Genomic DNA, 25,937 nt, shown 5'->3' with positions numbered 1-25,937 from the left:
CCACATACAATATGTACAGTTAGTGCTTTTACATTTTGTAATCGCAGTGGTGCTCTATTTATTACGTCCCTCAGCAATTATTATATTTTCTGCTATTTGGATATTCTGGATTCTATTCATTTTTATCCGAAAAAATAAGAATAATGAGGCTTTAATGGCGGCAGCATATATATCTGGAGCTGAAGTACTATTTAGGATGACCGAGGGTATTATTTTCTATGAAACAGGTAAATATTCTGTAATCCTCTTTCTTTTAATAGGTATGTTTTTTAAGGGAACATCCATAAAAACTACACCTTTCTGGATCTATCTAATTATTTTATTTCCTGGAATTGTAGTGGCATCTCAAACATTGGACTACGATGTGGTTTTCAGAAAAGCAGTGGCTTTTAACCTGGCAGGGCCGGTGTGTCTGGGCATAGCTGCTTTATACTGTTATTATAAAAAGATTACAGGAGTACAGTTTAATTATATTTTAATGACCTTACTCCTGCCGTTGGTTTGCCATATGTTTTATTTGTTTTTGTATACACCGAGTATAGGAGAGGCTTTATCTAGTGGGACAAATTCTAATTATGCAGCTTCTGGTTATTTTGGACCAAATCAAATCTCTACAGTTATGGGGCTTGGAGCATTCCTTCTTGCTACTCGGTTATTCGTGATTAAAGTACCAATCATTAATCTTATTGATTTATTTTTATTTGGTATGATAAGCTATAGGGCAATTGTTACCTTTTCACGAGGAGGAGTTTTAACGAGTTTAATATGTATTATTTTATTTCTAATTTTTTATTATTACAAGCAGAATGCCAGGTTGCAGGCTAAAATAAATAAGAAAATAGTTTTCTTATTTATGGCTGTTTCCATTACCTGGATTGTTACCTCAATATTTACTCAAGGTCTTATAGATTACCGTTATACCAACAGGAATGCGGCAGGAAAATTAGAAGATGATATTACAACTGGTAGAACTGAACTAATCGTTAGTGAGCTTCAAGGCTTTTATGAAAACCCTGTAATTGGTGTAGGAGTTGGAAAAGCTAAAGAATTCCGAAGTGAAGCTACAGGTTTTGAGACTGCCTCTCATAACGAAATAAGTAGACTACTATCTGAACATGGAATATTCGGATTATTAGCGATCCTAATCCTTATATTTGTCCCGGTAGTTTTTTGGTTCAAGTTTAAAAATAATTATTATTTCCTGGCATTTGTAGCATTCTGGTTTTTAACCATTAACCACTCCGCCATGCGTATTGCTCTTCCAGCGTTTGTATATGGACTTGCTTTATTATATATAGTAGATGAAAAAAAGAATCCTGTACATAGGAAACGACTTGCAGGTCAATAGTTTTACGGTTACCTATATTTCTTTTTTTAGTAAAATGTTACGGAAAGAAGGTTACGAGGTTAAAACTGCATCTACACGATCCAATAAGGCTTTGCGCCTTACCGAAATGCTTGGGCTAATTGCACGCTACAAAAATTCTACAGATATTGTTCTTATCGATACTTATGGTGCCCTGAACTTTTATTATGCCTACCTGGTTGGGAAAGCCTGTCAGCTTCTGGATCTTGAGTATATTCCAATATTACACGGTGGAAATTTACCGGAACGACTGGAAAGATCTAAATCATTTAGTGAGAGTCTATTCGGAAACTCAAAGGTCAATATAGCACCCTCCATGTTTTTAAAGAATGCTTTTGAAAAGCACGGCTTTCAAAATACCAAAGTCATTCCAAATGCCATCAAAACCTCCAATTATCCCTTTAAGAAACGTAAAAATTTTCAGCCTAAATTGCTGTGGGTAAGACGTTTCCAGGAGCGATATAATCCTATAATGGCTGTCGAAGTATTGAAGATAATTTCTGAAAAATTTCCACAGGCAAGTCTTTGTATGGTAGGCCCGGAAAAAGATGGGACGATGAAAACCTGTAAGAAACTTGCGGAGAAATATAAGCTAGATGTTCGTTTTACCGGGAAATTAAAGAAGAAATACTGGTCCTCCCTATCCCAACATCATGACTTTTTCATTAATACCACCACCGTGGATAATACGCCTATAAGTGTTATAGAAGCGATGAGCCTTGGCCTGGTTGTAGTTAGCACGAATGTTGGTGGAATGCCACAGCTAATTGATCATTCCATGGACGGAGTCCTAGTGCAGGATCGTTCTGCTCAACAAATGGCTGTTGCTATTCAGGACATCGTGGAAAACCCGGAAGTAGGAGTATTACTATGTAAAAATGCTAAAAGCAAGGTAGATGAATTTGACTGGAGTTGTGTAAGAGATGACTGGAACCTAGTGCTGGCCTGATGCATAAAATTCTTTATATAGGCAACAAACTGGAAAAATGGGGAAGAACTCCTACGGCAGTTGATACTATACCTGATTTGCTCAAAACTGAAGGTTTCGAAATTGTAACGATTTCAACCTTTCAAAACAAATTCCTGAGACTTCTAGAGATGTGCCTCTATTGCTTATTTGGCAACTATCAAAAACTTCTTATTGATACCTATAGCACTCAAAATTTTATTTATGCAAAATTCTGCGGGAGTATAGCCAGGTTTAGAGGGAAGGACTATTATTTTATTTTGCATGGTGGTAATTTATCGAACAGGTTGAGGTCTTCAGGTAATTATGTAACAAATCTCTTCCAGACCGCTACAAAATTGGTAGCGCCTTCAGAGTACCTTTATCAGCAGTTTAATCAGCTGGGTTATGAGAATCTTGTTTGCTTTCCTAATGCTGTTCCTCTTCAAAATTATGCTTTCCGGCATCGAATCCATATTAATCCAAAATTGCTTTGGATTCGCTCGTTTCAAGAACTTTACAACCCCGAACTAGCCATTCAGGTACTGGAAAATTTATCAGATCTTTATCCTGAAAGCGAACTTTGTATGGTAGGACCTGATAAGGATGGTAGCCTTGCAGAACTTAAGAAGTATGTGAAAGAAAATGACCTCAAAGTTAGCTTTCCCGGGAAACTCTCTAAACCTGATCTAATTTCGCTATCTCATGATTACTGCGTTTTTCTAAATACCTCGAATGTGGACAATACTCCTGTGAGTGTAATCGAAGCCATGGCCCTAGGCCTTCCAGTAGTTTCAACGAACGTAGGTGGAATACCGTATTTGATCCAAAATGCACACACCGGTCTCCTGGTAACTCCAGAAGATCCTAAGGCTATGACTGCTGCTTGTATTAAATTGATATCTCAGCCTGAATTTAGCGCTCAACTTGCTAAGAATGCTAGAATCGAAGTAGAGAAGTTCGATTGGCAGCGAGTTAAACAACAATGGCTGGATTTACTAGGCTAAAAGTTCTATATTTATCGGCACATTAGCAGCCCTGCCGAAATGTCTAAAAAGCCTATATTTCATTTTGAAATTTCTGAGCGAAAGTTTCTCCTGAAACTTTTTGATATTCTGTTTGCCTTACTTTCTCTTACTATTGTAGGGATTATATTTCAGTTTGATTACTTCAGAATTAATTCTGAAACCTGGACCTGGACTCTTGTGTTTATATTATATCTGAGTTTCTTCGGAAATGTTTTCGAACTTTATGATCTTCAGAAGGCAGACAGGTTTGACAGCGTATTGAAAAACGTCCTGCTTACCACCAGTCTTACGGTTTTGTTCTATATGCTAACGCCATTACTTACTCCAAGTTTGCCTGATAACCGACTGCAGATCATCTTTTTCTTTCTTTCTGTAGCCATTTCACTGCTTATATGGAGATCTCTTTATATCAGTCTGATTTCAAGTCCAAGATTCTATAAGCGGGTGTTGGTGGTGGGCGATTCATTCGACATTAAGTTGATTGCTGAATCCCTGCAAAAAGCTGATCCTAATTATTTTGTAGTTGGCTATATCAATACCGATGAGACTTTAAAAACTGATATCGCCAGAGAAGATCTTTTAAGATTTGAAGTAGAAGAACTTGTGCAGACGGTCAAGGATGAACATATAAGCGAAATTGTTGTTACCAGTGCATTTCAACGTGGGTTGATGTTGCCACTTTACAATCAGTTAAGCACACTTCAGAAGCAGGGGTTTTCTATTCGTGATTATTCGCAGGTTTATGAGGAGATCACTCAGAGAATCCCGGTGCAAAATGTAGACAAGGACTTTTACCGTTATTTCCCCTTCAGTAGAAATCACCAGAATAAATTTTACCTGTTGGCCTTTCGAAGCTTTGATATTTTTGTTTCCATATTCGGAATTTTAGTTGGAATATTTCTAAGCCCTTTTATCATCGCCGGAAATCTGATCGCGAATCGTGGAAAGACCTTTTACTTTCAGGAACGTGTTGGAAAAAATGGGGAGGTTTTCAAGATCGTAAAGCTGCGAACCATGAATAAGGATGCGGAGATTTCAGGACCACAATTTGCTCAGAAAAAAGACCTGAGGGTTACCAAATTTGGCCGATTCCTGCGTAGATCAAGGCTGGATGAAATTCCGCAGTTTTACAATGTATTACTTGGTGATATGAGTTTGATCGGCCCAAGACCTGAGCGTCCTGTGTTCGTGGATGAACTTTCAGAACTTATTCCTTTTTACGATACCCGGCACATCATTAAACCCGGCTTAACTGGCTGGGCGCAGGTAATGGCTAACTATGGAGATTGCTATGACGATAGTCTTGAAAAACTTCAGTATGATCTATACTATATCAAACATCGCGGAATCTTTCTCGATCTGAGTATACTTTTAAAAACCTGTAGTACCGTGCTATTCTTTAGAGGACAATAAAAAGTGTACAGTTGGAGGTTGTACATTTTGGGTTGTCATATGGTTCTTAGGTGTAGGTAGGCTGCTTTCAGTCTTCAGTTGAAGAGAAAATGGGAAAGAAGCTGGAAATTTTCTTCATACTTCTCACTTCTCACGCAGGTCTTTTCCTGTTATATTTTACTACGGAAAATAAGAAGATGAATAGAGCCAGAAACTGTGCGATTCTTGCTAAATAATCTCCGTATTTGGAATAAAAAGTAAGCTCATTCTGGATTCCGACTCGCCCTGAAATGCTGCCACGCTCCTCGTATGCCAGGGTTTCCAAAATATCACCACGGGAATTTATAATCGCTGAAATACCAGTGTTGGCGCTTCTCGCCACATATCTTCTATTTTCTATAGCACGTAAGCTCGCGTAACTTAAATGCTGCTGGTGACCCTGTGTGTCACCCCACCATGCGTCATTGGTAATAATACTTAGAAAATTCGCTCCGTTTTCTACATACCCGGTTACATACTCGCCGTAAACCGATTCGTAGCAAATAATTGGTGCAGTTCCCAGAGAGTCCTCAAAATAAAGCACTTCCCGCTCTTCCTGGGTGGTTTTCATGGCAACCGTACCCCCAAGATCGATCATTACATCTCCAAGTATTGGTTTCAAAATTTCCTGGTATGGGAAATTCTCCACGCCTACGACCAGTTTCGATTTATGGTATAATTGCAAACTATCTGAATGATCACTGATCATAAATGCAGAGTTATAATCATCATACCAATCCTTAGGACCGATTCTATTAGATTGTCTGCGGACTTTCCCTGGATCATTGAACCTCTCGTACAAGGTAATTCCTCCCATGAAGGATAATTCATCGTCCAGTCGGCTTATTTGCTCACCATAAAATACTCCTTCAGAATTGTTTAGGTTCTTCAGTTGTGTACCATCAGCAAAGACAGTTTCAGGAGCAATGATTAAGTCGGTTTGCGGTGTTACCGCTTTAGCAGATAGATCAAGTAGGAGCTCCCCGATCTTTCGATCTGTAGTATTATATTTTTCAGTATATGGATTAATATTTGGCTGAAGGATAACCACATCTATAAATTCCTCAGGCTCCGCGTATGTCCAGTATAGAACTCCAGAAATTAGCATTGGAATACCAATAAGCAACAAGACCTTTACAGCGGCCCTTGCGATGATTGCTTTGTCTTTAAATTCCTGGTATGATAAAATGGACTTGAAGATAGCGATGTTCAATACCCATACCCATAGTGTTCCTCCAAAAGTTCCAGTATATTCGTACCATTGAATCCATGCTGGAACTTCTGAAAATACGTTCCCAAGATTAAGCCATGGCCAGGAAAAGTCCCAGTTCAAGTGTATTTTTTCAAATACCATCCAAATGCTAATAAGGAATGCTGAAGCGGCCTTAAACCCAGTTCTCTTGGCTACAATATGATATAAGAGAAACACTATAGACATCAATAGCGAATTGGCCAGTATAGCGAAAACGCCTCCAAAAGGAGTAGAGTTGTAGATCCACCAGGTAGTAATCACATTCCAGATGAAGAAAGTGAGATAGGAAAGAGCAAAAACTTTCAGTTTGACTTTGCTTTTAGAATAGTTACGAATCTTAAATTCAGCATAAAGCAGTGGCACGAAACCTAGAAATATGAAAATTGGAAATCCATAAGTTGGCCAGGAAATTGCCAGAATGATCCCGCTAAGAAGCGCCAGAAGAAAGTTTTTCATAGATGCTGAAGTCTGCTCAAAAATAATAAACTTATACAGGAATCATTAAATTTAGCGGACTTGCTTTTCATATAACAGTATTTTTAGAGGCTTTTAAATTCAAAATGTTAGTTTAGTGGATTCTATTTAAAACAGTCAAATGGGCTTAAAAAAACACGTTCCGAATCTAATTACTTCTTTAAACCTGCTATCTGGTAGTATCGCAGTTATTTTTGCTGTACAGGGAAACCTGGTGCTGGCGGCTATATTCGTAGCAGCAGGGATCTTTTTCGATTTCTTTGATGGGCTTGCCGCTCGTGCGCTTGATGTAAAAAGTGAAGTAGGACTACAACTGGATTCTCTGGCAGATGTCGTTACCAGTGGAGTAGTGCCGGGAATAGTGATGTACCAGTTGATCATAAAAGCATTGCCGTCCAGCGGTAGCTTATCAACCGACTGGAATTCTTCAGAATTTGATCTCAACCTGCAACCTTTCGCGCTTATAGGATTGTTAATCATTGTAGCTTCAGCCTATCGTTTGGCAAAATTCAATGTCGATGATCGCCAAACTGATTCTTTTATTGGTCTTCCAACTCCGGCGAATGCTTTGCTGATCCTTAGTTTACCACTAATTCTTACCTATGAATCTGTTCCAATGATCAATCAATTGATTCTGAACGAATGGTTTTTGGTTGGATTAACGATCTTAAGCTGTATTCTTCTGAATGCGGAATTACCATTATTCGCGCTAAAATTTTCAGACTGGGGATTTAAAGAGAATAAATTACGATACTTCTTTATTATTAGTTGCCTCTTGCTCATAGTATTCCTGAAGTTTATAGCAATACCAGTAATTATCCTTCTCTATGTACTACTTTCAGTAATTTCCAATAGAAAAGCAACAGCTTAGTTAAAGATCTTTTTCTTTCTAAGCTCGAAGTTCTGTCCAAGGTATACTTTACGTACCATTTCGTCCTCGGCCAGCTCTTCAGGCATTCCATGCTTTAAAATGCTACCTTCGAACATAAGGTAGGTCCTGTCGGTAATGGCAAGGGTTTCCTGCACGTTGTGATCGGTAATGAGAATACCGATATTCTTGTCTTTGAGTTGAGCAACAATTCTTTGAATGTCCTCTACCGCCACTGGATCTACCCCGGCAAAGGGCTCATCTAGGAGAATGAAATTTGGATCTGTAGCCAAAGCCCTGGCGATTTCTGTTCTTCGACGTTCACCACCACTTAAAAGGTCTCCACGGCTTTTTCGTATATGGCCAAGTCCAAATTCTTCAATAAGCGATTCCATCTTCATTAATCGCTCTTTCTTTGAAAGCTTGGTAAGTTCCAGAACGCTAAGAATATTGTCCTCGATACTCAGCTTCCTGAAAACCGAAGCTTCCTGGGCAAGATATCCAATTCCGTGCTGTGCACGCTTGTACATGGGGAATTTGGTAATGTTCTGCTTATCCAGAATAATGTTCCCACTATTGGGTTTGATCAAACCTACGATCATGTAAAAAGATGTGGTTTTACCAGCACCATTCGGTCCAAGTAACCCCACGATCTCTCCCTGATTAACTTCCACAGAAATACCTTTTACAACATTTCTTCCTTTATAAGTTTTGATCAGATTTTCAGCGCGTAGTTTCATAGTCTCAATTTATTCTGAATAAGCAGAAATTGTTCCGTTTTATTCCTGGGCTTCCAAAGCTTCCCAATATTCGTAAGCACGTCTTAAGTGAGGGATCACGATAGTTCCACCTATAAGAGTACCAATACTCAGGGTTTCCATTACTTCTTCCTTGGTGATTCCTTCATTATAACTCGCTTCCAGGTGATATCTTACGCAGTCATCACAACGCAATACTGTAGATGCAACCAGTCCAAGTAATTCTTTTGTTTTTTTATCCAGGGCACCTTCAGCAAATGCATTGGTGTCCAGGTTAAATATCCTTTTTATGATCTTATTATTATCACCAAGAATCTTATCGTTCATCTTGGCACGGTACGAATTAAATTCGTCCACTTGATTTGTCATAGCTTAACTTTTTAATTTTTCTTCTTCTTTTTTATACATGAACTTTGAAATGATAATACTCACTTCATAAAGTATCAATACCGGAACCGCAACAATGATCTGACTCACAATATCTGGCGGAGTAATTACTGCCGAAAGGATAAGTACAATCACCAGGGCATACTTTCTATAGGTTTTCAGGAATTGTGGTGTTACAATACCAACCTTTGTCAAGAAATAAATAAGTATAGGAAGCTCAAAAATTAATCCTGAAGCTATAACTGTAGTTCTTACCAGGCCTATATAATCACTTAAATCGAATTCATTCAGAACAATGTCACTTACCTGATATTTCCCAAGGAAGTTTATGGATAACGGAGTGATCACGTAATAACCGAAAAGGACTCCAATAAAGAATAGCATGGAAGTCACAAAAATAAAGCCTTTAGCATGTTTACGTTCCTTCTCATGCATTGCAGGAGCGACAAACTTCCAGAACTCATAAATGATGTAAGGGAATGCGATGATAAAACCTGCGGTAATGGAAGTCCAGATGTGTGCAGAAAACTGTCCACCCATCGTTCTACTTTGTATGGTAAAAGGAAGCTCTTGAAAACAGAACCCACCGTCAAAACCAAGCGCTTCAGAAACTTTACATAACATACTATAGGACCAGAAATCACCTTTGCTAGGTCCAAATAATACAACATCAAATATGAAACTTTTCAGTAAAAAGGCAACAGTGGCTGCGATTACTACAGAAAGTACTGCACGAATCAAATGCCATCTTAGTTCCTCAAGATGATCTAAAAAAGACATTTCCGGTTCTTCCTGGGGGGCGATTCTTTCCATTATAAAATTCCTTCTCTTATTAAATTGTGCAGGTGAACAACACCCGTATATTTTCCATTCTCGACAGCCAGTAGCTGCGAGATCTGGTTCTTCTCAAGAATTTCCATGGCCACAACAGCCAGAGTATCCTGTTCGATCGTTTTTGGATCGGCACTCATGATGTCCCGTGCTTTTAATCCCTTTATTTCTCCGTGATCCTTCAGCATTCTACGAATATCACCATCTGTGATGATCCCAATGATTCGATCGTTTTCCAGAACTGCGGTTACACCCAGCATTTTTTCTGAAATTTCAATGATCACATTAGCCACATCGGTTTCCGCAGAAACCATAGGCACCATATTTTGAGATACGATATCGCTAACTCTCAAATATAATTTCTTACCTAATGATCCTCCCGGATGATATTTGGCGAAATCTCTGCTGCTGAAGCCTTTTAAATTCAATAAGCATACTGCAATTGCATCTCCAATAACCATTTGTGCAGTTGTACTAGTAGTCGGAGCGAGATTATTAGGACAGGCTTCCATCTCTACATAACTATTAAGAACATAGTCTGCCTGTTTCCCAAGAAATGAATCCTTGTTCCCGGTGAGTCCTATAAGTACATTATGAAAATTCTTAATGAGTGGCACTAAAACCTTTATTTCAGGGCTATCTCCACTTTTGGAAATACAGATCACCACATCATTATCCTGGACGATCCCAAGATCTCCATGGATCGCGTCTGCCGCATGCATAAAAATAGATGGAGTACCAGTTGAGTTGAGAGTGGCCACAATCTTATTGGCGATTATGGCACTTTTACCAATACCGGTGACCACAACACGACCTTCAGACCTATAGATGACTTCTACCGCCTTAATGAATTCTTCGTCAATGTAATTTTCGAGATTCGCAATTGCTTTGGCTTCGTTTGAAATGGTTTCTTTCGCTGAAGAAATGATTTGCTCGCTAAGTTTCAAATTAGATTAAATTAAGAATTGCAGGTACTAAAGAAAACCGTATATTTAGTTATACAAATGTATGTAAAATTGTAACACAATTGAATGGGTTTGACCGAAATTGATTTACACAAAGAACTGAAGAAGTACTTTGGTTTTAGTCAGTTTAAGGGGCTTCAGGAAGATGTTATCACCAGTATCGTAAATGGCCATGATACGTTCGTTGTTATGCCAACGGGTGGAGGTAAATCATTATGTTATCAGCTCCCTGCACTAATACAGGATGGAACAGCGATCGTTGTTTCCCCACTTATAGCTTTAATGAAGAACCAGGTAGATGCTATTCGTAGTATCTCTTCGGAATATGGTATCGCCCATGTTTTGAATTCCTCTTTAAACAAAACAGAAGTAAACCAGGTAAAAGCAGACATCGATAATGGTGTTTGTAAACTTCTCTATGTGGCTCCGGAATCACTAACCAAGGAAGATTATGTGGATTTTCTGAAGCATCAGACGATCTCGTTCCTTGCTGTGGATGAAGCACACTGTATAAGTGAATGGGGACATGACTTCAGGCCGGAATATCGAAATCTAAGACATATACTTCAGCGTATTGGCAATAATATACCGGTCATCGGACTTACCGCCACGGCTACTCCCAAAGTTCAGGAAGATATTCTGAAGAATCTGGGAATCGCAGATGCAAATACTTTTAAGGCAAGTTTTAACCGACCTAATCTTTATTACGAGGTACGGCCAAAAACCAAGAATGTTGATGCCGATATTATTCGTTTCGTTAAAAAGAACGATGGTAAATCGGGAATTATCTATTGTCTGAGTAGAAAGAAAGTGGAAGAGCTTGCTCAAACTCTTCAGGTAAATGGCATTAAAGCCGTTCCTTATCATGCCGGCCTGGATGCAAAAACACGTTCCAGACATCAGGATATGTTTCTTATGGAAGATATCGATGTGGTGGTGGCAACCATCGCCTTTGGAATGGGGATCGACAAGCCAGATGTTCGTTTTGTGATTCACCATGACATTCCTAAAAGTATAGAAAGTTATTACCAGGAAACCGGTCGTGCCGGGAGAGATGGTGGTGAAGGTCATTGTCTTGCGTTTTACAGTTATAAGGACATCGAAAAGCTTGAGAAGTTTATGAGCGGTAAACCTGTCGCAGAACAGGAGATTGGCCATGCACTATTACAGGAAGTGGTTGCCTTTGCTGAAACTTCCATCTCAAGAAGAAAATTTATACTGCATTACTTTGGGGAGGAATTCGATTCTGAAACCGGGGAAGGAGCAGATATGGATGATAATGTTCAGAATCCCAAGAATCAGCATGAAGCCAAGGATGATCTTGAGCTATTGCTGAAAACCGTTAAAGAAACAAATCAGTTATATAAGTCAAAGGAAGTGGTGCGCACGCTCATTGGAAAAAGCAATGCGGTCATTCTTTCTCATAAGACCGATGAACATCCTCTCTTCGGAAAAGGAAGTCACCAACATGCCGGTTACTGGATGGCACTAATACGCCAGGCTTTAATCGCAGGATTTCTGAAAAAGGATATTGAAACCTACGGGGTGGTAAAGCTAACCAGGCGTGGGGAAGAGTATCTGAAGAATCCGGTATCATTTATGATGACCGAGGATCATGTTTTTAATGATAGTACTGAAGAAGTCGTTGTACCGCAAAAATCTGCAAATACTGTGGATGATCAGCTGGTCAAAATGCTAAAGGAACTTCGGAAGAATGTTGCTAAAAAGAAAGACCTGCCTCCATTTGTGATCTTCCAGGATCCATCTTTGGAAGATATGGCTCTTAAATACCCGATAAGTATCGAGGAATTAGGAAACATTCATGGAGTAGGTGAAGGAAAGGCCAAAAAATACGGAGCAGATTTTGTAGATCTTATCTCGAGATATGTTGAAGATAATGAAATTGTAAGGCCCGATGATTTTGTGGTGAAATCTACAGGTGCCAATAGTGCTTTGAAACTATTTATTATCCAGAGTGTAGACAGGAAATTACCATTATCAGATATTGCTTCGGCAAAAGGTATGCAAATGCCTGAGTTTATCAAGGAAATGGAAGCGATCGTCTATAGTGGAACCAAATTGAATATTGACTATTATCTCGATGATATTCTGGATGAAGACCAACAGGAAGAGATTCATGAATATTTCCTGGAAGCGGAGACCGATAAGATCGATGAAGCGATGGAAGAGTTTGATGGCGATTATGATGACGAAGAATTGCGATTATACCGAATCAAGTTTATAAGTCAGGTAGCGAACTAAAACAAAAAACCCGGAATCTCTTCTGGGTTTTTTTATTACAATAATCTAACTATTGAGTCTCATCTAGAGTGTATATGCTATACTCAGGATCCATTGTGATGGTCTTGAATCTATAGTGAAACCACTATCGGCAGCAAGATTTCCACCCAATGCCTGGTTGTCCTGGAAAGCTCCTTCATATCGAACATCGAAACCAAGCCTGCCTAAATCAAGACCTGCTCCTAATTGATATCCCACACTGATTTCATTTTCAACATCACCAATACTCAAATTCGTGTTTTCCAGTTCATTTTTCAGAATATATTGAAATGCCGGACCTGCCTTGATATTCAAAGGTCCTAGCACATTTACTCCTAGAAGTACAGGAGCATCTATCTTCTGAAGCTTATAATCAAATTGTGAGTACTCGGTATTCATTTCTGTATAAACCAATTCCGGGCGTAGAAAGATTCCCAGTATTTCGAACTGACCAAAAAATCCTGCATGAAAACCGGTCTTGTTTTCTCCATCTTCAAATGAACCGCTAAAATCATCGGTTAGACGGCTAATCGATTCATATTCTCCGGTTGCACCGTAATTTAATCCACCTTTGATCCCAAAACTTGCATCCTGTGCAGAAACATTCAGCGCACCAATCATTAGTGCAAACATCATTAATTTTTTCATAGGTCTAATTTTTTCTTATTTCAGGCTATTATAACGCCATGGGTTTATTGTTTATTTCAGTAAAAGTAGAAAAGCCTTCCGAAGATAAACTTCAGAAGGCTTTAATATGCTGACTTCTATGTTATAGAAGTATTATTTTCTTTTAATAGCTTTTTCCGCAGCCTTTACAATAGCAGTGGCATTCAAACCATATTTTTCCATCAACTGAGCAGGAGTTCCGCTTTCCCCGAAGCAATCTTCAGTCGCCACGAATTCCTGAGGTGTAGGGTGGTGAGAAGCCAAAGTTCTGGAAACACTTTCACCAAGTCCGCCAAGGAAGTTATGCTCTTCAGCAGTAACCACACATCCGGTTTTCTTAGCTGAAGCGATCACAGCTTCTTCATCAAGTGGTTTGATTGTATGAATGTTGATCACTTCGGCACTAATACCTTTTTCATTCAGCTCCACAGCCGCCTGAATAGCTTCCCAAACTAAATGACCAGTTGCAATGATACTAACATCGGCACCTTCATATAGATGCACTGCTTTCCCGATCTGGAAATCCTGATCCTCTTCAGTAAAATTAGCAACCTTTGGTCGGCCAAATCTCAGGTAAACAGGACCATCGTAATCTGCAATTGCTTTGGTTGCAGCTTTAGTCTGGTTATAATCACAGGTGTTGATCACCGTCATTCCAGGTAGCATTTTCATCAAGCCGATATCTTCAAGGATCTGGTGAGTTGCACCATCTTCTCCCAAAGTAACTCCGGCGTGACTTGCACAGATCTTCACATTCTTCCCGGAATAGGCAACACTTTGTCGAATCTGGTCGTAAACTCTACCTGTCGAGAAGTTGGCGAAAGTTCCTGTAAACGGAATTTTCCCACCAATGGTCATCCCTGCGGCCATCCCGATCATATTCGCTTCAGCAATACCAACCTGGAAAAATCTTTCAGGATGATTTGCTTTGAAGTCGTCCATTTTCAGGGATCCGGTAAGATCGGCACATAGTGCAACCACATTCTCGTTAGATTGCCCAAGTTCTGTTAAGCCATCTCCAAAACCAGATCTGGTATCCTTACTTCCTTTATTTATATATTCTTTCATGATATTCTTAATTTTGATTTTAATGAATTCGGCTTAGTAATCACCAAGGGTTTCCGGGTTCTGAGAAAGTCCTTTTTCCAACTGCTCGTCGTTTGGAGCCTTCCCGTGCCATGCGTGTGTATGCATCATAAAATCGACACCATTACCCATTACCGTGTTCATTAAAATACAGACTGGCTTACCTTTTCCAGTTCTGGTTTTAGCTTCTTTAAGTCCGTCGATCACCTGTTGAAGATTATTTCCATCTTCAATTTCCATAACGTCCCAGCCAAATGCTTCAAATTTAGCTCTAAGATTTCCTAGCGGAAGTACTTTTTCTGTACTACCATCAATTTGCTGACCGTTGAGGTCTACTGTAGAAATTAGGTTGTCTACTTTATTTCCGGCAGCGTACATGATCGCTTCCCAGTTCTGACCTTCCTGCAACTCACCATCACCATGAAGGGTGTACACAAGATGAGTATCATTATTCAGTTTTTTAGCCTGGGCAGCACCCAGAGCAACGCTCATTCCCTGTCCTAGCGAGCCTGAAGCAATTCTAACTCCAGGAAGTCCCTCGTGAGTGGTAGGGTGTCCCTGCAATCTTGAATCGATCAATCTAAAAGTATTCAGTTCTTCAACAGGAAAATATCCACTTCGGGCAAGTACACTGTAAAAAACCGGGGAGATATGACCATTGGAAAGAAAGAACAGGTCTTCTCCCTTACCATCCATGTTGAAGCTGGTGTTGTGATCCATAACTTCCTGGTAAAGAGCCGTGAAAAATTCAGCGCAACCTAAAGAACCTCCAGGGTGACCAGAGTTTACTTTATGCACCTGTCGCAGAATATCGCGGCGAACCTGAGTGACAAAATCTTGTAATTCGTTGATGTTTGGCATTTTATAATGTGTTGTTTTGTTGCCGCAAAAATAAGCGATTTAAAGCCTTTGACAAAGCAACCATACCCCAGTTATTAACTTTTTCAGCAAAATACTAACAGGCTCTGTGAACTCTGACTTCCATTTGAGTTTTGAATGAGTATCTTTGCAGCGATCAAACGGAACTATGAAATGAGCCAATTCAAAAACTTTACTTCAATTCGAGGTTTTTTGGCGAATTGCATCTGATCGTTAAAGAACATATATTAAATACCAGATGAAATTTGAACTTTTATCTACCGATGCAGGTAGTAAAGCACGTGCCGGAAGTATTACCACAGATCATGGCAAGATCGAAACTCCTATTTTTATGCCGGTTGGAACGGTAGCTACCGTTAAAGGCGTACATCAACGTGAACTAAAGGAAGACATCAATCCAGATATTATACTGGGAAATACCTACCATTTATACCTTAGACCTCAAACTGAAATTCTCAGGAAAGCCGGTGGACTTCATAAATTCATGAATTGGGATCGAAATATCCTTACAGATAGTGGTGGTTACCAGGTTTATTCACTTTCAGCAAGAAGAAAGATCAAGGAAGTAGGTGTGAAGTTCAAATCTCATATAGATGGTTCCTATCATACGTTTACTCCTGAAAATGTAATGGAAATTCAGCGTACCATTGGAGCCGATATTATTATGGCTTTTGATGAATGTACGCCATATCCATGTGATTATAATTATGCAAAGAGATCTATGCATATGACGCATCGCTGGCTGGACAGGTGTATTAATCACCTTGAGAAAACGCCTGAAATTTATGATTATAAGCAAACGCTTTTCCCGATCGTACAGGGAAGCACTTATAAAGATCTTCGGAAGCAATCTGCGGAATATATCGCAAATGCCGGAGCTGAAGGAAATGCTATTGGAGGATTATCTGTAGGAGAACCGGCAGATGAAATGTATGCCATGACTGAAGTGGTTACTGCCATACTACCGGAAGACAAGCCACGTTATCTAATGGGAGTGGGAACACCAATTAATATTCTTGAAAATATTGCTTTAGGAGTAGATATGTTCGATTGCGTGATGCCAACTAGAAATGGACGTAACGGAATGTTATTTACATCCCATGGAACCATTAATATCAAGAACAAGAAATGGGCAGATGACTTTTCACCAATAGATCCAGAAGGTGTTAGCTTTGTAGATTCAGAGTATTCTAAAGCCTATGTTCGACATCTATTTACTGTGAACGAAATGCTTGGCAGGCAAATTGCAAGTATTCATAATCTTAGTTTCTACCTGTGGTTGACGAGAGAAGCCAGAAAGCATATATTAGCCGGAGATTTCACACAGTGGAAAGATAAGATGGTAAAACAAATGGATAAACGATTATAATTCCGGAATTTGAAAATTCTCGATTGGTATATACTTAAAAGATATCTGGGAACCTTCAGTATGATGCTGTTGTTGTTCATTCCAATTGGTATCACTGTAAACCTTGCTGAAAAGATCGACAAGATCCTGGATAATGAAGTGCCATTTATTGAAGTCGCCTATTACTATCTGGACTTTACCATCTATTTTGCAAACCTCCTATTTCCTATATTTCTATTCTTGTCGGTCATCTGGTTCACTTCGAAGCTAGCGATGAATACTGAAATTGTCGCTTTTTTAAGTAGTGGTGTTTCTTTTTATAGATTTCTAAGGCCTTATTTAATAGGTGCAACTATAGTTTGTGTTGGTGCATTGATTCTTTCCATGTATCTCGCTCCGCAGGCCAGTAAAGGTTTTAATGAGTTTAAATACAGGTATTTAAAACACGGGCAGGAAACCAGGGAAACCAACGATGTTTACCGGCAGATCAATGACAACGAGTTCATCTACGCCAATCACTTTTCACCAAGTTCAAATTCTGCGCGTAATTTTACGCTAGAACACTTTGAAGGGAATGAGTTGAAATTTAAGATAAGCGCTTCCAGTTTACGCTACAATCCAGAGGACAGTACGTACAGGCTTACTATGGCAGATAAACGAATTATTGGAGCCAGAGGAGATAGCATATTTAACTACAGGACCCTGGACACGATCCTGCCATTCGAATTCGATGAACTTACTCCTGAATCTTATATTGCTGAAACATTAAATTATACCGAATTAAAGGAGTTCATCTCTAAGGAAAAAAGAAGAGGTTCGGGTAACATAAGCAGGTATGAGGTCGTGGCTTATAAGCGTTGGAGTATCCCTATTTCAGCCTTTATTCTAACAATAATTGCCGTTGCAGTGTCTTCCTTTAAGAGAAGAGGAGGAATGGGAGTGAACCTTGCAGTGGGAATCTGCCTGGCCTTTATTTTTATCTTTTTCGACAAGGTTTTTGGAACCATGGCAGAGCAGTCCACCTTCTCACCTTTGATCGCAGTATGGTTTCCTAATATAGTATTCGGGATACTGGCCATCGTGCTTCTTATTCGCGCGAAGCGTTAATCCATAACTGTTGAAAATTTAAACTTTATCAGCCATTTCTATCCTTTCAAAGTTGTTATATTTGTGAGCTATTTAAATTAATAACCATAAGAAATATGGAGTATTTAGAATTTGAACAACCTATCAAGGAGCTTGAGGAACAATATGCCAAAGCCTGCAATATTGGACAGGAAAGTGATGTAGATGTTACGGCAACCTGCAAGCAAATTGAGAAGAAACTTGCTGAAACCAAGAAACAGATCTATAAGAATCTTTCGCCCTGGCAGAGAGTACAACTTTCCAGGCATCCTAATAGACCTTATACTTTAGATTATATAAACGCTATTTGTGGAGATACTTTCCTTGAATTGCACGGTGATCGTAATGTGAAGGATGATAAGGCAATGATTGGTGGTCTTGGAAAGATCGATGATCAAAGTTTTATGTTTGTTGGGCAGCAAAAAGGTTATAATACCAAAACAAGACAATACCGTAATTTCGGGATGGCCAATCCTGAAGGGTATAGAAAAGCACTTCGTTTAATGAAGTCTGCTGAAAAGTTCGGTGTTCCTGTAGTATGTTTCGTTGATACTCCTGGAGCATATCCTGGGCTGGAAGCTGAAGAGCGTGGGCAGGGTGAAGCGATCGCAAGAAATATTCTTGAGATGACGCGATTAAAGGTGCCAATCATCGTAGTGATTATTGGTGAAGGTGCCAGTGGTGGAGCTTTGGGAATTGGTGTTGGAGATAAAGTACTAATGCTGGAAAACACCTGGTATTCTGTGATCTCTCCTGAAAGCTGTTCTTCCATTTTATGGAGAAGCTGGGAATACAAGGAAATAGCAGCAGACGCTTTAAAACTGACTGCTACAGATATGAAAAAGCAGAAGCTTATTGATGAAATTGTAAAAGAACCTTTAGGAGGTGCTCACAGCAATCGCGAAGAGATCTTTAATACGGTAAAATCTTCAATTACCAAAGCACATTCTGAATTCAGAAACTTATCACCAGACCAACTGGTAGAAAATAGAATGGATAAATATTTAGACATGGGAGTGTTTAAAGGCTAACTGCTTTATTTATACATCATAGTTAGAAAATCCGGCAGTCAAATTCCGGATTTTTTTGTCTTATTAACACAAAATCGAAGTTATCAACAGGTGAATTGTTCATTACCTGTTGAGTACCTCAGGGCTTTCTACTTAAGATTGTCTTAACATTTTATTTACTTTCGTATCTATGGAAAAAATAAGCTCCCCCCAGAACATTACCTACAAAAAAACAAATGTGGTAAGCCTTGAGAAAGGTAAAGTCCCGCCTCAAGCTGTTGATTTAGAAGAGGTTGTGCTTGGTGCAATGATGATCGACAAAAAAGGAGTTGACGAGATCATTGATATTCTGGTACCGGATGCCTTTTACAAGAATTCCCATAAGTTGATCTATGATGCCATCAAAAAATTGTTTGATGCCTCTGAAGCGATTGACTTATTAACCGTTTCTAACCAACTTAAGAAGGATAAGGTGTTTGATAAGGTTGGAGGAGACTATTATCTCATTCAGCTTACTCAAAAGGTGTCCAGTAGTGCGCATATTGAATTTCACGCACGTATAATTTTACAGAAGTACATTCAGAGATCTTTAATTAAGATCTCCAACGAAATAATTGAGGAAGCATTTGATGAAGGTTCAGATGTGTTCGATCTTTTAGATTCAGCAGAATCCAAACTGTATGAAGTAACCCAGGGGAACATTAAGCGATCAACCGAAACTGCACAATCACTGGTAATCCAGGCGAAGAAGAAGATCCAGGAGATTTCCAACAAAGAAGGACTTAGTGGAGTTCCTTCAGGATTCGACAAACTTGATGATCTTACTTCGGGATGGCAACCTTCAGATTTGATTATAGTTGCTGCCCGTCCAGGTATGGGTAAAACTGCGCTTACCTTATCTATGGCCAGAAATATTGCTGTAGACCAGGGTTTTCCAGTAGCATTCTTTTCACTGGAGATGTCTTCAGTACAGTTGATCACCCGTTTGATCTCTTCTGAAACCGGACTTTCTTCAGAAAAACTTAGAACCGGTAAATTGGAGCAGCACGAATGGGAGCAATTGAATGTAAAGGTGAAAGATCTTGAAAAAGCACCTTTGTTTATTGATGATACTCCTTCACTTTCTATTTTTGATCTACGTGCAAAAGCCAGACGTCTTGCCTCCCAGCATGGGATAAGACTTATTGTTATAGATTATTTGCAATTAATGACTGCCGGTGGCGGGCAGAAAGGTGGGAACCGTGAACAGGAGATTTCCATGATTTCCAGAAACCTGAAGGCTCTAGCAAAAGAACTTAATGTACCTGTAATCGCCCTCTCACAGCTTTCCCGTGCGGTTGAAACGCGTGGTGGAAGTAAACGACCATTACTATCCGACCTTAGGGAATCTGGAGCGATCGAGCAGGATGCAGATATTGTATCATTTATTTATCGTCCGGAATATTATAAGATCGAAGAGTGGGATGATGAAGAAAGAACACCTACGCAGGGTCAGGGTGAGTTCATTGTAGCGAAACACCGTAATGGTGGTCTGGAAAATATTCGCTTAAAGTTTATTGGAGAACTCGGTAAATTCGATAATTTAGAAGACTTTAGTTTCCCTTCTGAAATTCCTTCAAGCATGAATAGTGGAGATGGGGATGACTTCGGAAATTTCAATTTACCAAATCCTAGTGCAGATGAAGCATTTGGTAGCTCAATGAATAGCGAGGATGATGATAGCGACGTTCCATTTTAATGATCTTAAACTGAAGAATATCAGCAATACAGGACATTTAAAAAATATTATAAAAAGCAAAGTACTTCAAACTACTTTGCTTTTTTTGTATCTATTGGTTACCAGTTTTACTGCAAATGCCTCCAAAGTACTTATCCCGATGGATGCGAGTACACAAAATGATCATTTGAAGGCATACGGAATGGTCTATTTTTCCCTTCAGAAAAACTTCAAGGTCAACTGGCTGCTAAATTACAGAGGTGGTTCCTTTCTGGTCTCAGATCATCCAGATTTTCGGAAAGAATGCCAGATTCGTGGTGTGTCTTTTGAGATCATTAGTGATCAAAAAGCAGAAATTATTCTTCAGGAAATTAGCAGTCCTTCCCAGAACATGGAATCAGTTCCACTGGAAAAGGCACCTAAAATTGCAGTTTATAGTCCGCAGGGAAATAAACCCTGGGATGATGCCGTTACTATGGCACTTAGTTATGCTGAAATACCATATACTACCATTTACGACCGTGAAGTTCTGGCAGATGGCCTGCTCTTATATGACTGGCTTCACCTGCATCATGAAGATTTCACCGGGCAATATGGGAAATTTTATCGCAGTTTTAAATCTACTCCTTGGTATATAGAAGACAAGAAGGAAGCTGAAAGACTGGCGAAAGAGCTCGGTTATGAAAAAGTTTCAGAAGAGAAACTTGCGGTGGCCAGAAGAATAAGTGAATATGTAAAAGGGGGAGGTTTTATGTTTGCCATGTGTAGTGCCACAGATAGTTTTGATATCGCTTTGGCGGCAAATGGGGTAGATATCGCAGAAACAATGTTTGATGGTGATCCAAGTGAACCGGCGTATCAATCTAAATTAGATTATGATCTCAGCTTTGCGTTCACCGATTTTATTTTGGAGAGAAGTCCGTTGGTGTATGAATTTTCCAATATAGATATGACCTCGAAACGACAGATGATCGAAAAGGAGAGTGATTATTTTACTTTGATGGATTATTCTGCGAAATGGGATGTAGTGCCAACCATGCTTACGCAAAATCATACCCGGCTGGTAAAAGGTTTTATGGGACAAACAACAAGTTACGATCCTGAAACGATCAAACCTGGTGTTTTAATAATGGGAGAATCCAAACTCAATGGCGAAGCTCGGTATATACATGGGGTAAAAGGCAAGGGATTTTTCACCTTCTATGGGGGACATGATCCTGAAGATTATCAACACAGGGTAGGGGATCCTAAAACAGAATTGCAGTTGCATCCTAATTCGGCAGGATACCGGCTTATTCTTAATAATGTGCTATTTCCGGCAGCTAAGAAAAAGGAACAGAAAACTTAATAAAATTGAATGGAAATTTATCAGACTGAAATGCGCTTAAAACCACGCAAACGTGGTTTCCACTTAATTACAGATGAAATTTTAAATCATTGTTCAGAAATAGAAGACTTCAAATTCGGATTCTTGCAGATCTTTATCAAACATACCTCTGCAGGGTTGACCATCAATGAAAATGCAGATCCAACTGTAAGAGAAGATTTCCGTAGTCATTTTGATGAGATGGTACCGGAAAATCAGGAGTATTATAGACATACTACAGAGGGTAGCGACGATATGCCTGCACATATCAAATCTTCACTAACCGGGCCTTCATTGCAAATTCCTATTACTAATGGTAGTTTGAACATGGGAAACTGGCAGGGCATATATTTGTGTGAGCATAGAAACTCTGGAGGATCGAGAAAACTTGTGCTAACGATCTATGGAGAAGAGGATATCTAGGATCATTTCCGGATTAGTAGAAAACAAAAAATCCCGCAATTGCGGGATTTTTCTATAAGAGAGTATAATTGTTTATTTTACTTTTTCTACAATTGCTTTGAAAGCCTCTGGGTGGTTCATCGCCAAATCGGCAAGAACCTTACGGTTCAATCCAATTTCACTGGTTTTGATTTTCCCCATAAATTGAGAATAAGATAATCCTTCCTGTCTGGCTGCAGCGTTAATACGCATAATCCATAAAGAACGGAAGTTACGTTTCTTAGCTTTACGGTCTCTGTATGCATAAAGCATCGCTTTGTCAACCGCATTTTTAGCAACGGTCCAAACGTTTTTACGACGTCCAAAATAACCTTTTGCTTGCTTTAAAACTTTTTTTCTACGTGCCCTTTTGGCAACTGAGTTTACTGATCTTGGCATATTTTAAATTTTTTTGTAGTAGGCGGTCGTTCACCGACACTTTCAACTTAAACTTATACTGTAGCACTATGCACAGTCTAAGTGTTGCCCAACTCCATGGTTAAATAATTAATTAAACCTCAAGAGCTTCAATTTACTTTAAACGTAATTGAAGTTTGATATTTTGCTTATCTGCATCATGTACCAAAGTACTGTGAGTTAAGGCTAGCTTACGTTTCTTAGACTTCTTTGTTAAGATATGACTCTTAAACGCGTGCTTTCTTTTAATCTTACCTGTACCGGTTAGCTTGAAACGCTTCTTGGCACTGGATTTCGTTTTCATCTTAGGCATTACTGTCCTCTTTTTATAATTAACTCTCTTATTCTCTTATTTCGATTTCTTGGTAGGAGAGAGAAACATTGTCATTCTCTTTCCTTCAAGTTTTGGCATCTGTTCTACCTTTCCAAGTTCTTCAAGATCCTGTGCAAGTCTAAGAAGAAGAATTTCTCCTTTATCCTTGAACACGATAGATCGTCCTTTGAAAAAAACAAAAGCCTTTAGCTTTGCACCGTCTTTCAAGAATTTCTCTGCATTACGTTTCTTAAACTCGTAATCATGATCATCTGTATTGGGACCAAATCGAATTTCTTTAACGACTACCTTACTGGCTTTAGCTTTCATGGCCTTTTCACGTTTCTTTTGCTCATAAAGAAACTTCTTATAGTCCATTACTTTTACCACTGGTGGTTTTGCATTTGGAGAGATCTCTACTAGATCAAGACCCTGTTCCTCTGCAATTGCAAGAGCTTTCTTTACAGGATATACATCCATCTCTACGTTATCACCAACCAGGCGTACTTCGTCTGCTCTGATTTTCTCGTTGATTCGGTGCTGCTCTTCTTTTTGTCGACCGAACCTGTTCGGTTTTTTTCTACGTATAGCTATGGCTTAAAATTTTAATTAAACTTATGTTTTGAAAGGCTTTAAGGTACTACTGATTTCTGTATTAATCAAATCTGCAAAATCATCGATCTTCATCGTTCCCAAATCTCCTTCACTATGCTTACGAACAGAAATCGTACCATCTTTGGCTTCCTGCTCGCCGACAATCAGCATATACGGGAATTTGTTTACTTCGGCTTCCCGAATCTTCTTCCCGATAGTTTCGTTTCTATTGTCTACAAGGGCGCGAATTTCGTGATTTTCAAGTAAATTTAAAACTTTTTGTGAGTAATTTTCATATTTCTCGCTGAGCGAGAGAATAATTGCCTGTTCTGGCATTAACCACAGTGGGAAATTACCACCTGTATGTTCCAGAAGAATAGCAATAAATCTCTCCATACTTCCAAAAGGAGCACGGTGAATCATGACTGGTCGATGTGACTCATTGTCACTTCCTTTATATGTCAGGTCAAAGCGCTCTGGCAGATTGTAGTCTACCTGGATGGTTCCAAGTTGCCAGCTTCTTCCCAGTGCATCCTTAACCATAAAGTCAAGTTTTGGTCCGTAGAAAGCCGCTTCTCCTTTTTCAATCACATAATTAAGACCTTTTTCTTCCGCAGCACTTAAAATGGCCGACTCGGCTTTTTTCCAAACATCATCAGATCCTATATACTTATCTTTCTTTTCAGGATCCCTTAAAGACACCTGGGCAGTAAAGTCATCAAAACCTAAAGACGAGAATACATATAAGGTAAGGTCAATTACTTTTTTAAATTCTTCATCCAGCTGCTCCGGCATACAGAATATATGCGCGTCATCCTGAGTAAAACCTCTAACTCTGGTTAAACCATGCAATTCTCCACTTTGCTCATACCTATATACAGTACCAAACTCAGCAAATCTCTTCGGAAGGTCACGATAACTCCAGGAACTCGCATTGTACATTTCACAGTGATGCGGGCAGTTCATAGGCTTGAGTAGAAATTCCTCTCCTTCATTAGGAGTCATTATCGGTTGAAAGCTATCTTCCCCGTATTTAGCATAATGACCAGAAGTTACATAAAGTTCCTTATGACCAATGTGCGGACTTACAACCATTTCATAGCCGGCTTTCTTCTGAGCCTTCTTTAGGAAATTCTCGAGTCTCTCTCTAAGAGCTGCACCTTTCGGAAGCCATAATGGTAATCCCTGTCCAACTTTTTGGGAAAAAGTGAATAGCTCCAATTCTTTCCCCAATTTTCTATGATCTCTTTTCTTGGCTTCTTCCAGCAGAGCCAGATATTCTTTTAATTCTTTTTGCTTCGGAAATGATATACCATATACTCTGGTTAGTTGAGGATTAGTTTCATCACCTCTCCAGTATGCACCGGCAACACTCATTAATTTTACTGCTTTGATGATTCCTGTATTTGGAATATGACCACCGCGGCAAAGGTCTGTGAAAGTATCGTGATCACAGAAGGTGATTTCACCATCAGTAAGATTTTCGATAAGCTCTACCTTAAAAGGATTATTCTCCTTCTTGTAAAATTCCAGCGCATCAGTTTTAGAAACTGAACGCAGTGCAAAATCATGTTTACCGCGGGAAATTTCCAGCATACGGTCTTCGATCTTCTTGAAATCATTTTCTGAGATCTTTTTCTCTCCGAAGTCTACATCATAGTAGAAGCCTCTATCAATCGCTGGTCCTATAGTAAGCTTAGCTCCCGGGTACAGATCCTGAATAGCCTGAGCCATTACGTGAGAAGATGAATGCCAGAATGCTTTTTTACCTTCATCATTAGACCAGGTGAAAAGAACAAGATCGCCATCGGTATTTAAAGGTGTTGTGGTTTCTACAGTTTCATTATTGAACTTTGCAGAAATAACATTCCTTGCAAGTCCTTCGCTTATACTTCTGGCTACATCCATCGGAGTAGTGCCTTTTTCAAACTCTTTAATACTTCCGTCTGGCAGAGTGATCTTGATCATTATATACATGTTTTACGAAGTCGCAAAGATAAGGTGTTGAGTTTGGTTGCACAATACATACTTACCTATATACTATATATAGGTGTTGATTATCTCTTCGGAAATGTATTATGAAATTATTTAGAATTAGATAATTCTGAAATTCAATCACTTATAAGCAATCTTGTATTTATTTTATATTTTTCTTCGGAAAGTCATTGTGTAATTAAAAATGGGGTGTATATTTGCAGCCGCTTTGGCAGCAAGGCGTATGTTCGTTGAAAGTAGTAATGGTGGGTGATGTGAGAGGATCTGGCTTTAAAAAATTAAACTAAAATTTATTAAATTTTAGTTTGGTAGAAAGAAAAAAGTTAGTGTATATTTGCAGCCGCTTTGAGAGCAGGGTGAGAGTTCACTGAAAGGTATGTAAAGGGTAGGCTAT

The 25,937-nt window shown here is 39.2% G+C and carries 24 protein-coding genes; 12 read left to right on the top strand and 12 right to left on the bottom strand.

Going from position 1 to position 25,937, the window contains the following annotated elements; translation table 11 throughout:
• The first annotated feature begins 22 nt into the window (after window positions 1-22).
• From ACSHZO_RS10035 to ACSHZO_RS10020, 4 genes are read left to right on the top strand one after another with little or no spacing between them, the layout of a single operon-like run.
• Window positions 23-1,348, top strand: a complete 1,326-nt coding sequence (locus ACSHZO_RS10035; protein ID WP_298247521.1) for an O-antigen ligase family protein — start codon at window positions 23-25, stop codon at window positions 1,346-1,348.
• Window positions 1,302-2,315, top strand: coding sequence for a glycosyltransferase family 4 protein (locus tag ACSHZO_RS10030; RefSeq protein ID WP_298247520.1), 1,014 nt, complete (start codon window positions 1,302-1,304; stop codon window positions 2,313-2,315). The genes ACSHZO_RS10035 and ACSHZO_RS10030 overlap by 47 nt, the downstream gene beginning before the upstream one ends.
• The gene (locus tag ACSHZO_RS10025; RefSeq protein ID WP_298247519.1) at window positions 2,315-3,319 is read left to right on the top strand and encodes a glycosyltransferase family 4 protein; all 1,005 of its coding nucleotides are present in this window, start codon (window positions 2,315-2,317) and stop codon (window positions 3,317-3,319) included. The genes ACSHZO_RS10030 and ACSHZO_RS10025 overlap by 1 nt, the downstream gene beginning before the upstream one ends.
• Before the next feature lie 39 nt (window positions 3,320-3,358).
• The gene (locus ACSHZO_RS10020) at window positions 3,359-4,753 is read left to right on the top strand and encodes a sugar transferase (protein WP_298247518.1); all 1,395 of its coding nucleotides are present in this window, start codon (window positions 3,359-3,361) and stop codon (window positions 4,751-4,753) included.
• Window positions 4,754-4,883: 130 nt separating this feature from the next.
• Here the strand turns inward: ACSHZO_RS10020 and lnt are convergent, their stop codons facing one another.
• Complete coding sequence (gene lnt / locus ACSHZO_RS10015) at window positions 4,884-6,479, bottom strand: apolipoprotein N-acyltransferase (protein ID WP_298247517.1); 1,596 nt, start codon at window positions 6,477-6,479, stop codon at window positions 4,884-4,886.
• A gap of 139 nt (window positions 6,480-6,618) precedes the next feature.
• Between lnt and ACSHZO_RS10010 the strand changes: the two genes are divergently transcribed.
• Window positions 6,619-7,368: a CDP-alcohol phosphatidyltransferase family protein gene (locus tag ACSHZO_RS10010; RefSeq protein WP_298247516.1), complete on the top strand. Its 750-nt coding sequence runs from the start codon at window positions 6,619-6,621 to the stop codon at window positions 7,366-7,368.
• Here the strand turns inward: ACSHZO_RS10010 and lptB are convergent.
• From lptB to ACSHZO_RS09990, 4 genes are read right to left on the bottom strand one after another with little or no spacing between them, the layout of a single operon-like run.
• Window positions 7,365-8,105: an LPS export ABC transporter ATP-binding protein gene (gene lptB / locus ACSHZO_RS10005; RefSeq protein ID WP_026914497.1), complete on the bottom strand. Its 741-nt coding sequence runs from the start codon at window positions 8,103-8,105 to the stop codon at window positions 7,365-7,367. The genes ACSHZO_RS10010 and lptB overlap by 4 nt on opposite strands.
• A gap of 39 nt (window positions 8,106-8,144) precedes the next feature.
• On the bottom strand, window positions 8,145-8,492 hold the full coding sequence (locus ACSHZO_RS10000) for a carboxymuconolactone decarboxylase family protein (protein ID WP_298247515.1): 348 nt from the start codon (window positions 8,490-8,492) through the stop codon (window positions 8,145-8,147).
• A gap of 3 nt (window positions 8,493-8,495) precedes the next feature.
• Window positions 8,496-9,323: a twin-arginine translocase subunit TatC gene (tatC, locus tag ACSHZO_RS09995; protein ID WP_295180979.1), complete on the bottom strand. Its 828-nt coding sequence runs from the start codon at window positions 9,321-9,323 to the stop codon at window positions 8,496-8,498.
• Complete coding sequence (locus ACSHZO_RS09990; RefSeq protein WP_295180981.1) at window positions 9,323-10,288, bottom strand: KpsF/GutQ family sugar-phosphate isomerase; 966 nt, start codon at window positions 10,286-10,288, stop codon at window positions 9,323-9,325. The genes tatC and ACSHZO_RS09990 overlap by 1 nt, the downstream gene beginning before the upstream one ends.
• Before the next feature lie 84 nt (window positions 10,289-10,372).
• Here ACSHZO_RS09990 and recQ point away from each other — a divergent pair, with 84 nt between their 5' ends.
• Window positions 10,373-12,568, top strand: a complete 2,196-nt coding sequence (gene recQ / locus ACSHZO_RS09985; RefSeq protein ID WP_298247514.1) for a DNA helicase RecQ — start codon at window positions 10,373-10,375, stop codon at window positions 12,566-12,568.
• A gap of 63 nt (window positions 12,569-12,631) precedes the next feature.
• Here the strand turns inward: recQ and ACSHZO_RS09980 are convergent, their stop codons facing one another.
• From ACSHZO_RS09980 to ACSHZO_RS09970, 3 genes are all read right to left on the bottom strand, one after another.
• Window positions 12,632-13,234, bottom strand: coding sequence for an outer membrane beta-barrel protein (locus tag ACSHZO_RS09980; RefSeq protein ID WP_298247513.1), 603 nt, complete (start codon window positions 13,232-13,234; stop codon window positions 12,632-12,634).
• 132 nt (window positions 13,235-13,366) lie between these two features.
• Window positions 13,367-14,320 (bottom strand): transketolase family protein, encoded by a 954-nt coding sequence (locus tag ACSHZO_RS09975; RefSeq protein ID WP_298247512.1) that lies wholly within the window; start codon window positions 14,318-14,320, stop codon window positions 13,367-13,369.
• 33 nt (window positions 14,321-14,353) lie between these two features.
• Entirely contained in the window at window positions 14,354-15,199 is an 846-nt protein-coding gene (locus tag ACSHZO_RS09970; RefSeq protein WP_295180989.1) for a transketolase, read from the bottom strand.
• A 256-nt stretch (window positions 15,200-15,455) separates the two neighbouring features.
• Here ACSHZO_RS09970 and tgt point away from each other — a divergent pair, with 256 nt between their 5' ends.
• The 6 genes from tgt to ACSHZO_RS09940 all read left to right on the top strand — a co-directional run bounded on the left by tgt (window position 15,456) and on the right by ACSHZO_RS09940 (window position 22,206).
• Complete coding sequence (tgt, locus tag ACSHZO_RS09965; RefSeq protein ID WP_298247511.1) at window positions 15,456-16,586, top strand: tRNA guanosine(34) transglycosylase Tgt; 1,131 nt, start codon at window positions 15,456-15,458, stop codon at window positions 16,584-16,586.
• Between the two features lie 9 nt (window positions 16,587-16,595).
• The gene (locus ACSHZO_RS09960; RefSeq protein WP_295180992.1) at window positions 16,596-17,672 is read left to right on the top strand and encodes an LptF/LptG family permease; all 1,077 of its coding nucleotides are present in this window, start codon (window positions 16,596-16,598) and stop codon (window positions 17,670-17,672) included.
• 95 nt (window positions 17,673-17,767) lie between these two features.
• On the top strand, window positions 17,768-18,721 hold the full coding sequence (locus tag ACSHZO_RS09955) for an acetyl-CoA carboxylase carboxyltransferase subunit alpha (protein WP_295180994.1): 954 nt from the start codon (window positions 17,768-17,770) through the stop codon (window positions 18,719-18,721).
• 169 nt (window positions 18,722-18,890) lie between these two features.
• The gene (dnaB, locus tag ACSHZO_RS09950; RefSeq protein ID WP_298247510.1) at window positions 18,891-20,438 is read left to right on the top strand and encodes a replicative DNA helicase; all 1,548 of its coding nucleotides are present in this window, start codon (window positions 18,891-18,893) and stop codon (window positions 20,436-20,438) included.
• On the top strand, window positions 20,413-21,765 hold the full coding sequence (locus ACSHZO_RS09945; RefSeq protein ID WP_298247509.1) for an asparagine synthetase B: 1,353 nt from the start codon (window positions 20,413-20,415) through the stop codon (window positions 21,763-21,765). Before dnaB ends, ACSHZO_RS09945 begins: the two co-directional genes overlap by 26 nt.
• Before the next feature lie 9 nt (window positions 21,766-21,774).
• On the top strand, window positions 21,775-22,206 hold the full coding sequence (locus ACSHZO_RS09940) for a secondary thiamine-phosphate synthase enzyme YjbQ (protein WP_298247508.1): 432 nt from the start codon (window positions 21,775-21,777) through the stop codon (window positions 22,204-22,206).
• A 72-nt stretch (window positions 22,207-22,278) separates the two neighbouring features.
• Here ACSHZO_RS09940 and rplT read toward each other — a convergent pair whose 3' ends face one another.
• The 4 genes from rplT to thrS all read right to left on the bottom strand — a co-directional run bounded on the left by rplT (window position 22,279) and on the right by thrS (window position 25,516).
• Complete coding sequence (gene rplT, locus ACSHZO_RS09935) at window positions 22,279-22,623, bottom strand: 50S ribosomal protein L20 (protein ID WP_026914511.1); 345 nt, start codon at window positions 22,621-22,623, stop codon at window positions 22,279-22,281.
• A 133-nt stretch (window positions 22,624-22,756) separates the two neighbouring features.
• Window positions 22,757-22,954 (bottom strand): 50S ribosomal protein L35, encoded by a 198-nt coding sequence (gene rpmI / locus ACSHZO_RS09930; protein WP_141878381.1) that lies wholly within the window; start codon window positions 22,952-22,954, stop codon window positions 22,757-22,759.
• A gap of 36 nt (window positions 22,955-22,990) precedes the next feature.
• Complete coding sequence (gene infC / locus ACSHZO_RS09925; RefSeq protein ID WP_084509743.1) at window positions 22,991-23,542, bottom strand: translation initiation factor IF-3; 552 nt, start codon at window positions 23,540-23,542, stop codon at window positions 22,991-22,993.
• A 27-nt stretch (window positions 23,543-23,569) separates the two neighbouring features.
• Window positions 23,570-25,516, bottom strand: coding sequence for a threonine--tRNA ligase (gene thrS, locus ACSHZO_RS09920; RefSeq protein WP_298247507.1), 1,947 nt, complete (start codon window positions 25,514-25,516; stop codon window positions 23,570-23,572).
• Between the last annotated feature and the right edge of the window lie 421 nt (window positions 25,517-25,937).

The sequence above is a fragment of the Christiangramia sp. 3-2217-3z genome (genome assembly GCF_051195275.1).
Classification (GTDB): domain Bacteria; phylum Bacteroidota; class Bacteroidia; order Flavobacteriales; family Flavobacteriaceae; genus Christiangramia; species Christiangramia marina.
Note: the sequence above shows the minus strand (reverse complement) of the source record. Positions and strands in the feature narration are given on the sequence as shown.

What these genes read in the sequence shown, in the direction of transcription:
- ACSHZO_RS10030 (WP_298247520.1), top strand. Translation starts at nt 1,302, where the DNA reads ATGAAAAAAAGAATCCTGTACATAGGAAACGACTTGCAGGTCAATAGT.
- ACSHZO_RS10025 (WP_298247519.1), top strand. Translation starts at nt 2,315, where the DNA reads ATGCATAAAATTCTTTATATAGGCAACAAACTGGAAAAATGGGGAAGA.
- ACSHZO_RS10020 (WP_298247518.1), top strand. Translation starts at nt 3,359, where the DNA reads ATGTCTAAAAAGCCTATATTTCATTTTGAAATTTCTGAGCGAAAGTTT.
- lnt (WP_298247517.1), bottom strand. Translation starts at nt 6,479, where the DNA reads ATGAAAAACTTTCTTCTGGCGCTTCTTAGCGGGATCATTCTGGCAATT.
- ACSHZO_RS10010 (WP_298247516.1), top strand. Translation starts at nt 6,619, where the DNA reads ATGGGCTTAAAAAAACACGTTCCGAATCTAATTACTTCTTTAAACCTG.
- lptB (WP_026914497.1), bottom strand. Translation starts at nt 8,105, where the DNA reads ATGAAACTACGCGCTGAAAATCTGATCAAAACTTATAAAGGAAGAAAT.
- ACSHZO_RS10000 (WP_298247515.1), bottom strand. Translation starts at nt 8,492, where the DNA reads ATGACAAATCAAGTGGACGAATTTAATTCGTACCGTGCCAAGATGAAC.
- tatC (WP_295180979.1), bottom strand. Translation starts at nt 9,323, where the DNA reads ATGGAAAGAATCGCCCCCCAGGAAGAACCGGAAATGTCTTTTTTAGAT.
- recQ (WP_298247514.1), top strand. Translation starts at nt 10,373, where the DNA reads ATGGGTTTGACCGAAATTGATTTACACAAAGAACTGAAGAAGTACTTT.
- ACSHZO_RS09980 (WP_298247513.1), bottom strand. Translation starts at nt 13,234, where the DNA reads ATGAAAAAATTAATGATGTTTGCACTAATGATTGGTGCGCTGAATGTT.
- ACSHZO_RS09975 (WP_298247512.1), bottom strand. Translation starts at nt 14,320, where the DNA reads ATGAAAGAATATATAAATAAAGGAAGTAAGGATACCAGATCTGGTTTT.
- ACSHZO_RS09970 (WP_295180989.1), bottom strand. Translation starts at nt 15,199, where the DNA reads ATGCCAAACATCAACGAATTACAAGATTTTGTCACTCAGGTTCGCCGC.
- tgt (WP_298247511.1), top strand. Translation starts at nt 15,456, where the DNA reads ATGAAATTTGAACTTTTATCTACCGATGCAGGTAGTAAAGCACGTGCC.
- ACSHZO_RS09955 (WP_295180994.1), top strand. Translation starts at nt 17,768, where the DNA reads ATGGAGTATTTAGAATTTGAACAACCTATCAAGGAGCTTGAGGAACAA.
- dnaB (WP_298247510.1), top strand. Translation starts at nt 18,891, where the DNA reads ATGGAAAAAATAAGCTCCCCCCAGAACATTACCTACAAAAAAACAAAT.
- ACSHZO_RS09945 (WP_298247509.1), top strand. Translation starts at nt 20,413, where the DNA reads ATGATGATAGCGACGTTCCATTTTAATGATCTTAAACTGAAGAATATC.
- ACSHZO_RS09940 (WP_298247508.1), top strand. Translation starts at nt 21,775, where the DNA reads ATGGAAATTTATCAGACTGAAATGCGCTTAAAACCACGCAAACGTGGT.
- rplT (WP_026914511.1), bottom strand. Translation starts at nt 22,623, where the DNA reads ATGCCAAGATCAGTAAACTCAGTTGCCAAAAGGGCACGTAGAAAAAAA.
- rpmI (WP_141878381.1), bottom strand. Translation starts at nt 22,954, where the DNA reads ATGCCTAAGATGAAAACGAAATCCAGTGCCAAGAAGCGTTTCAAGCTA.
- thrS (WP_298247507.1), bottom strand. Translation starts at nt 25,516, where the DNA reads ATGATCAAGATCACTCTGCCAGACGGAAGTATTAAAGAGTTTGAAAAA.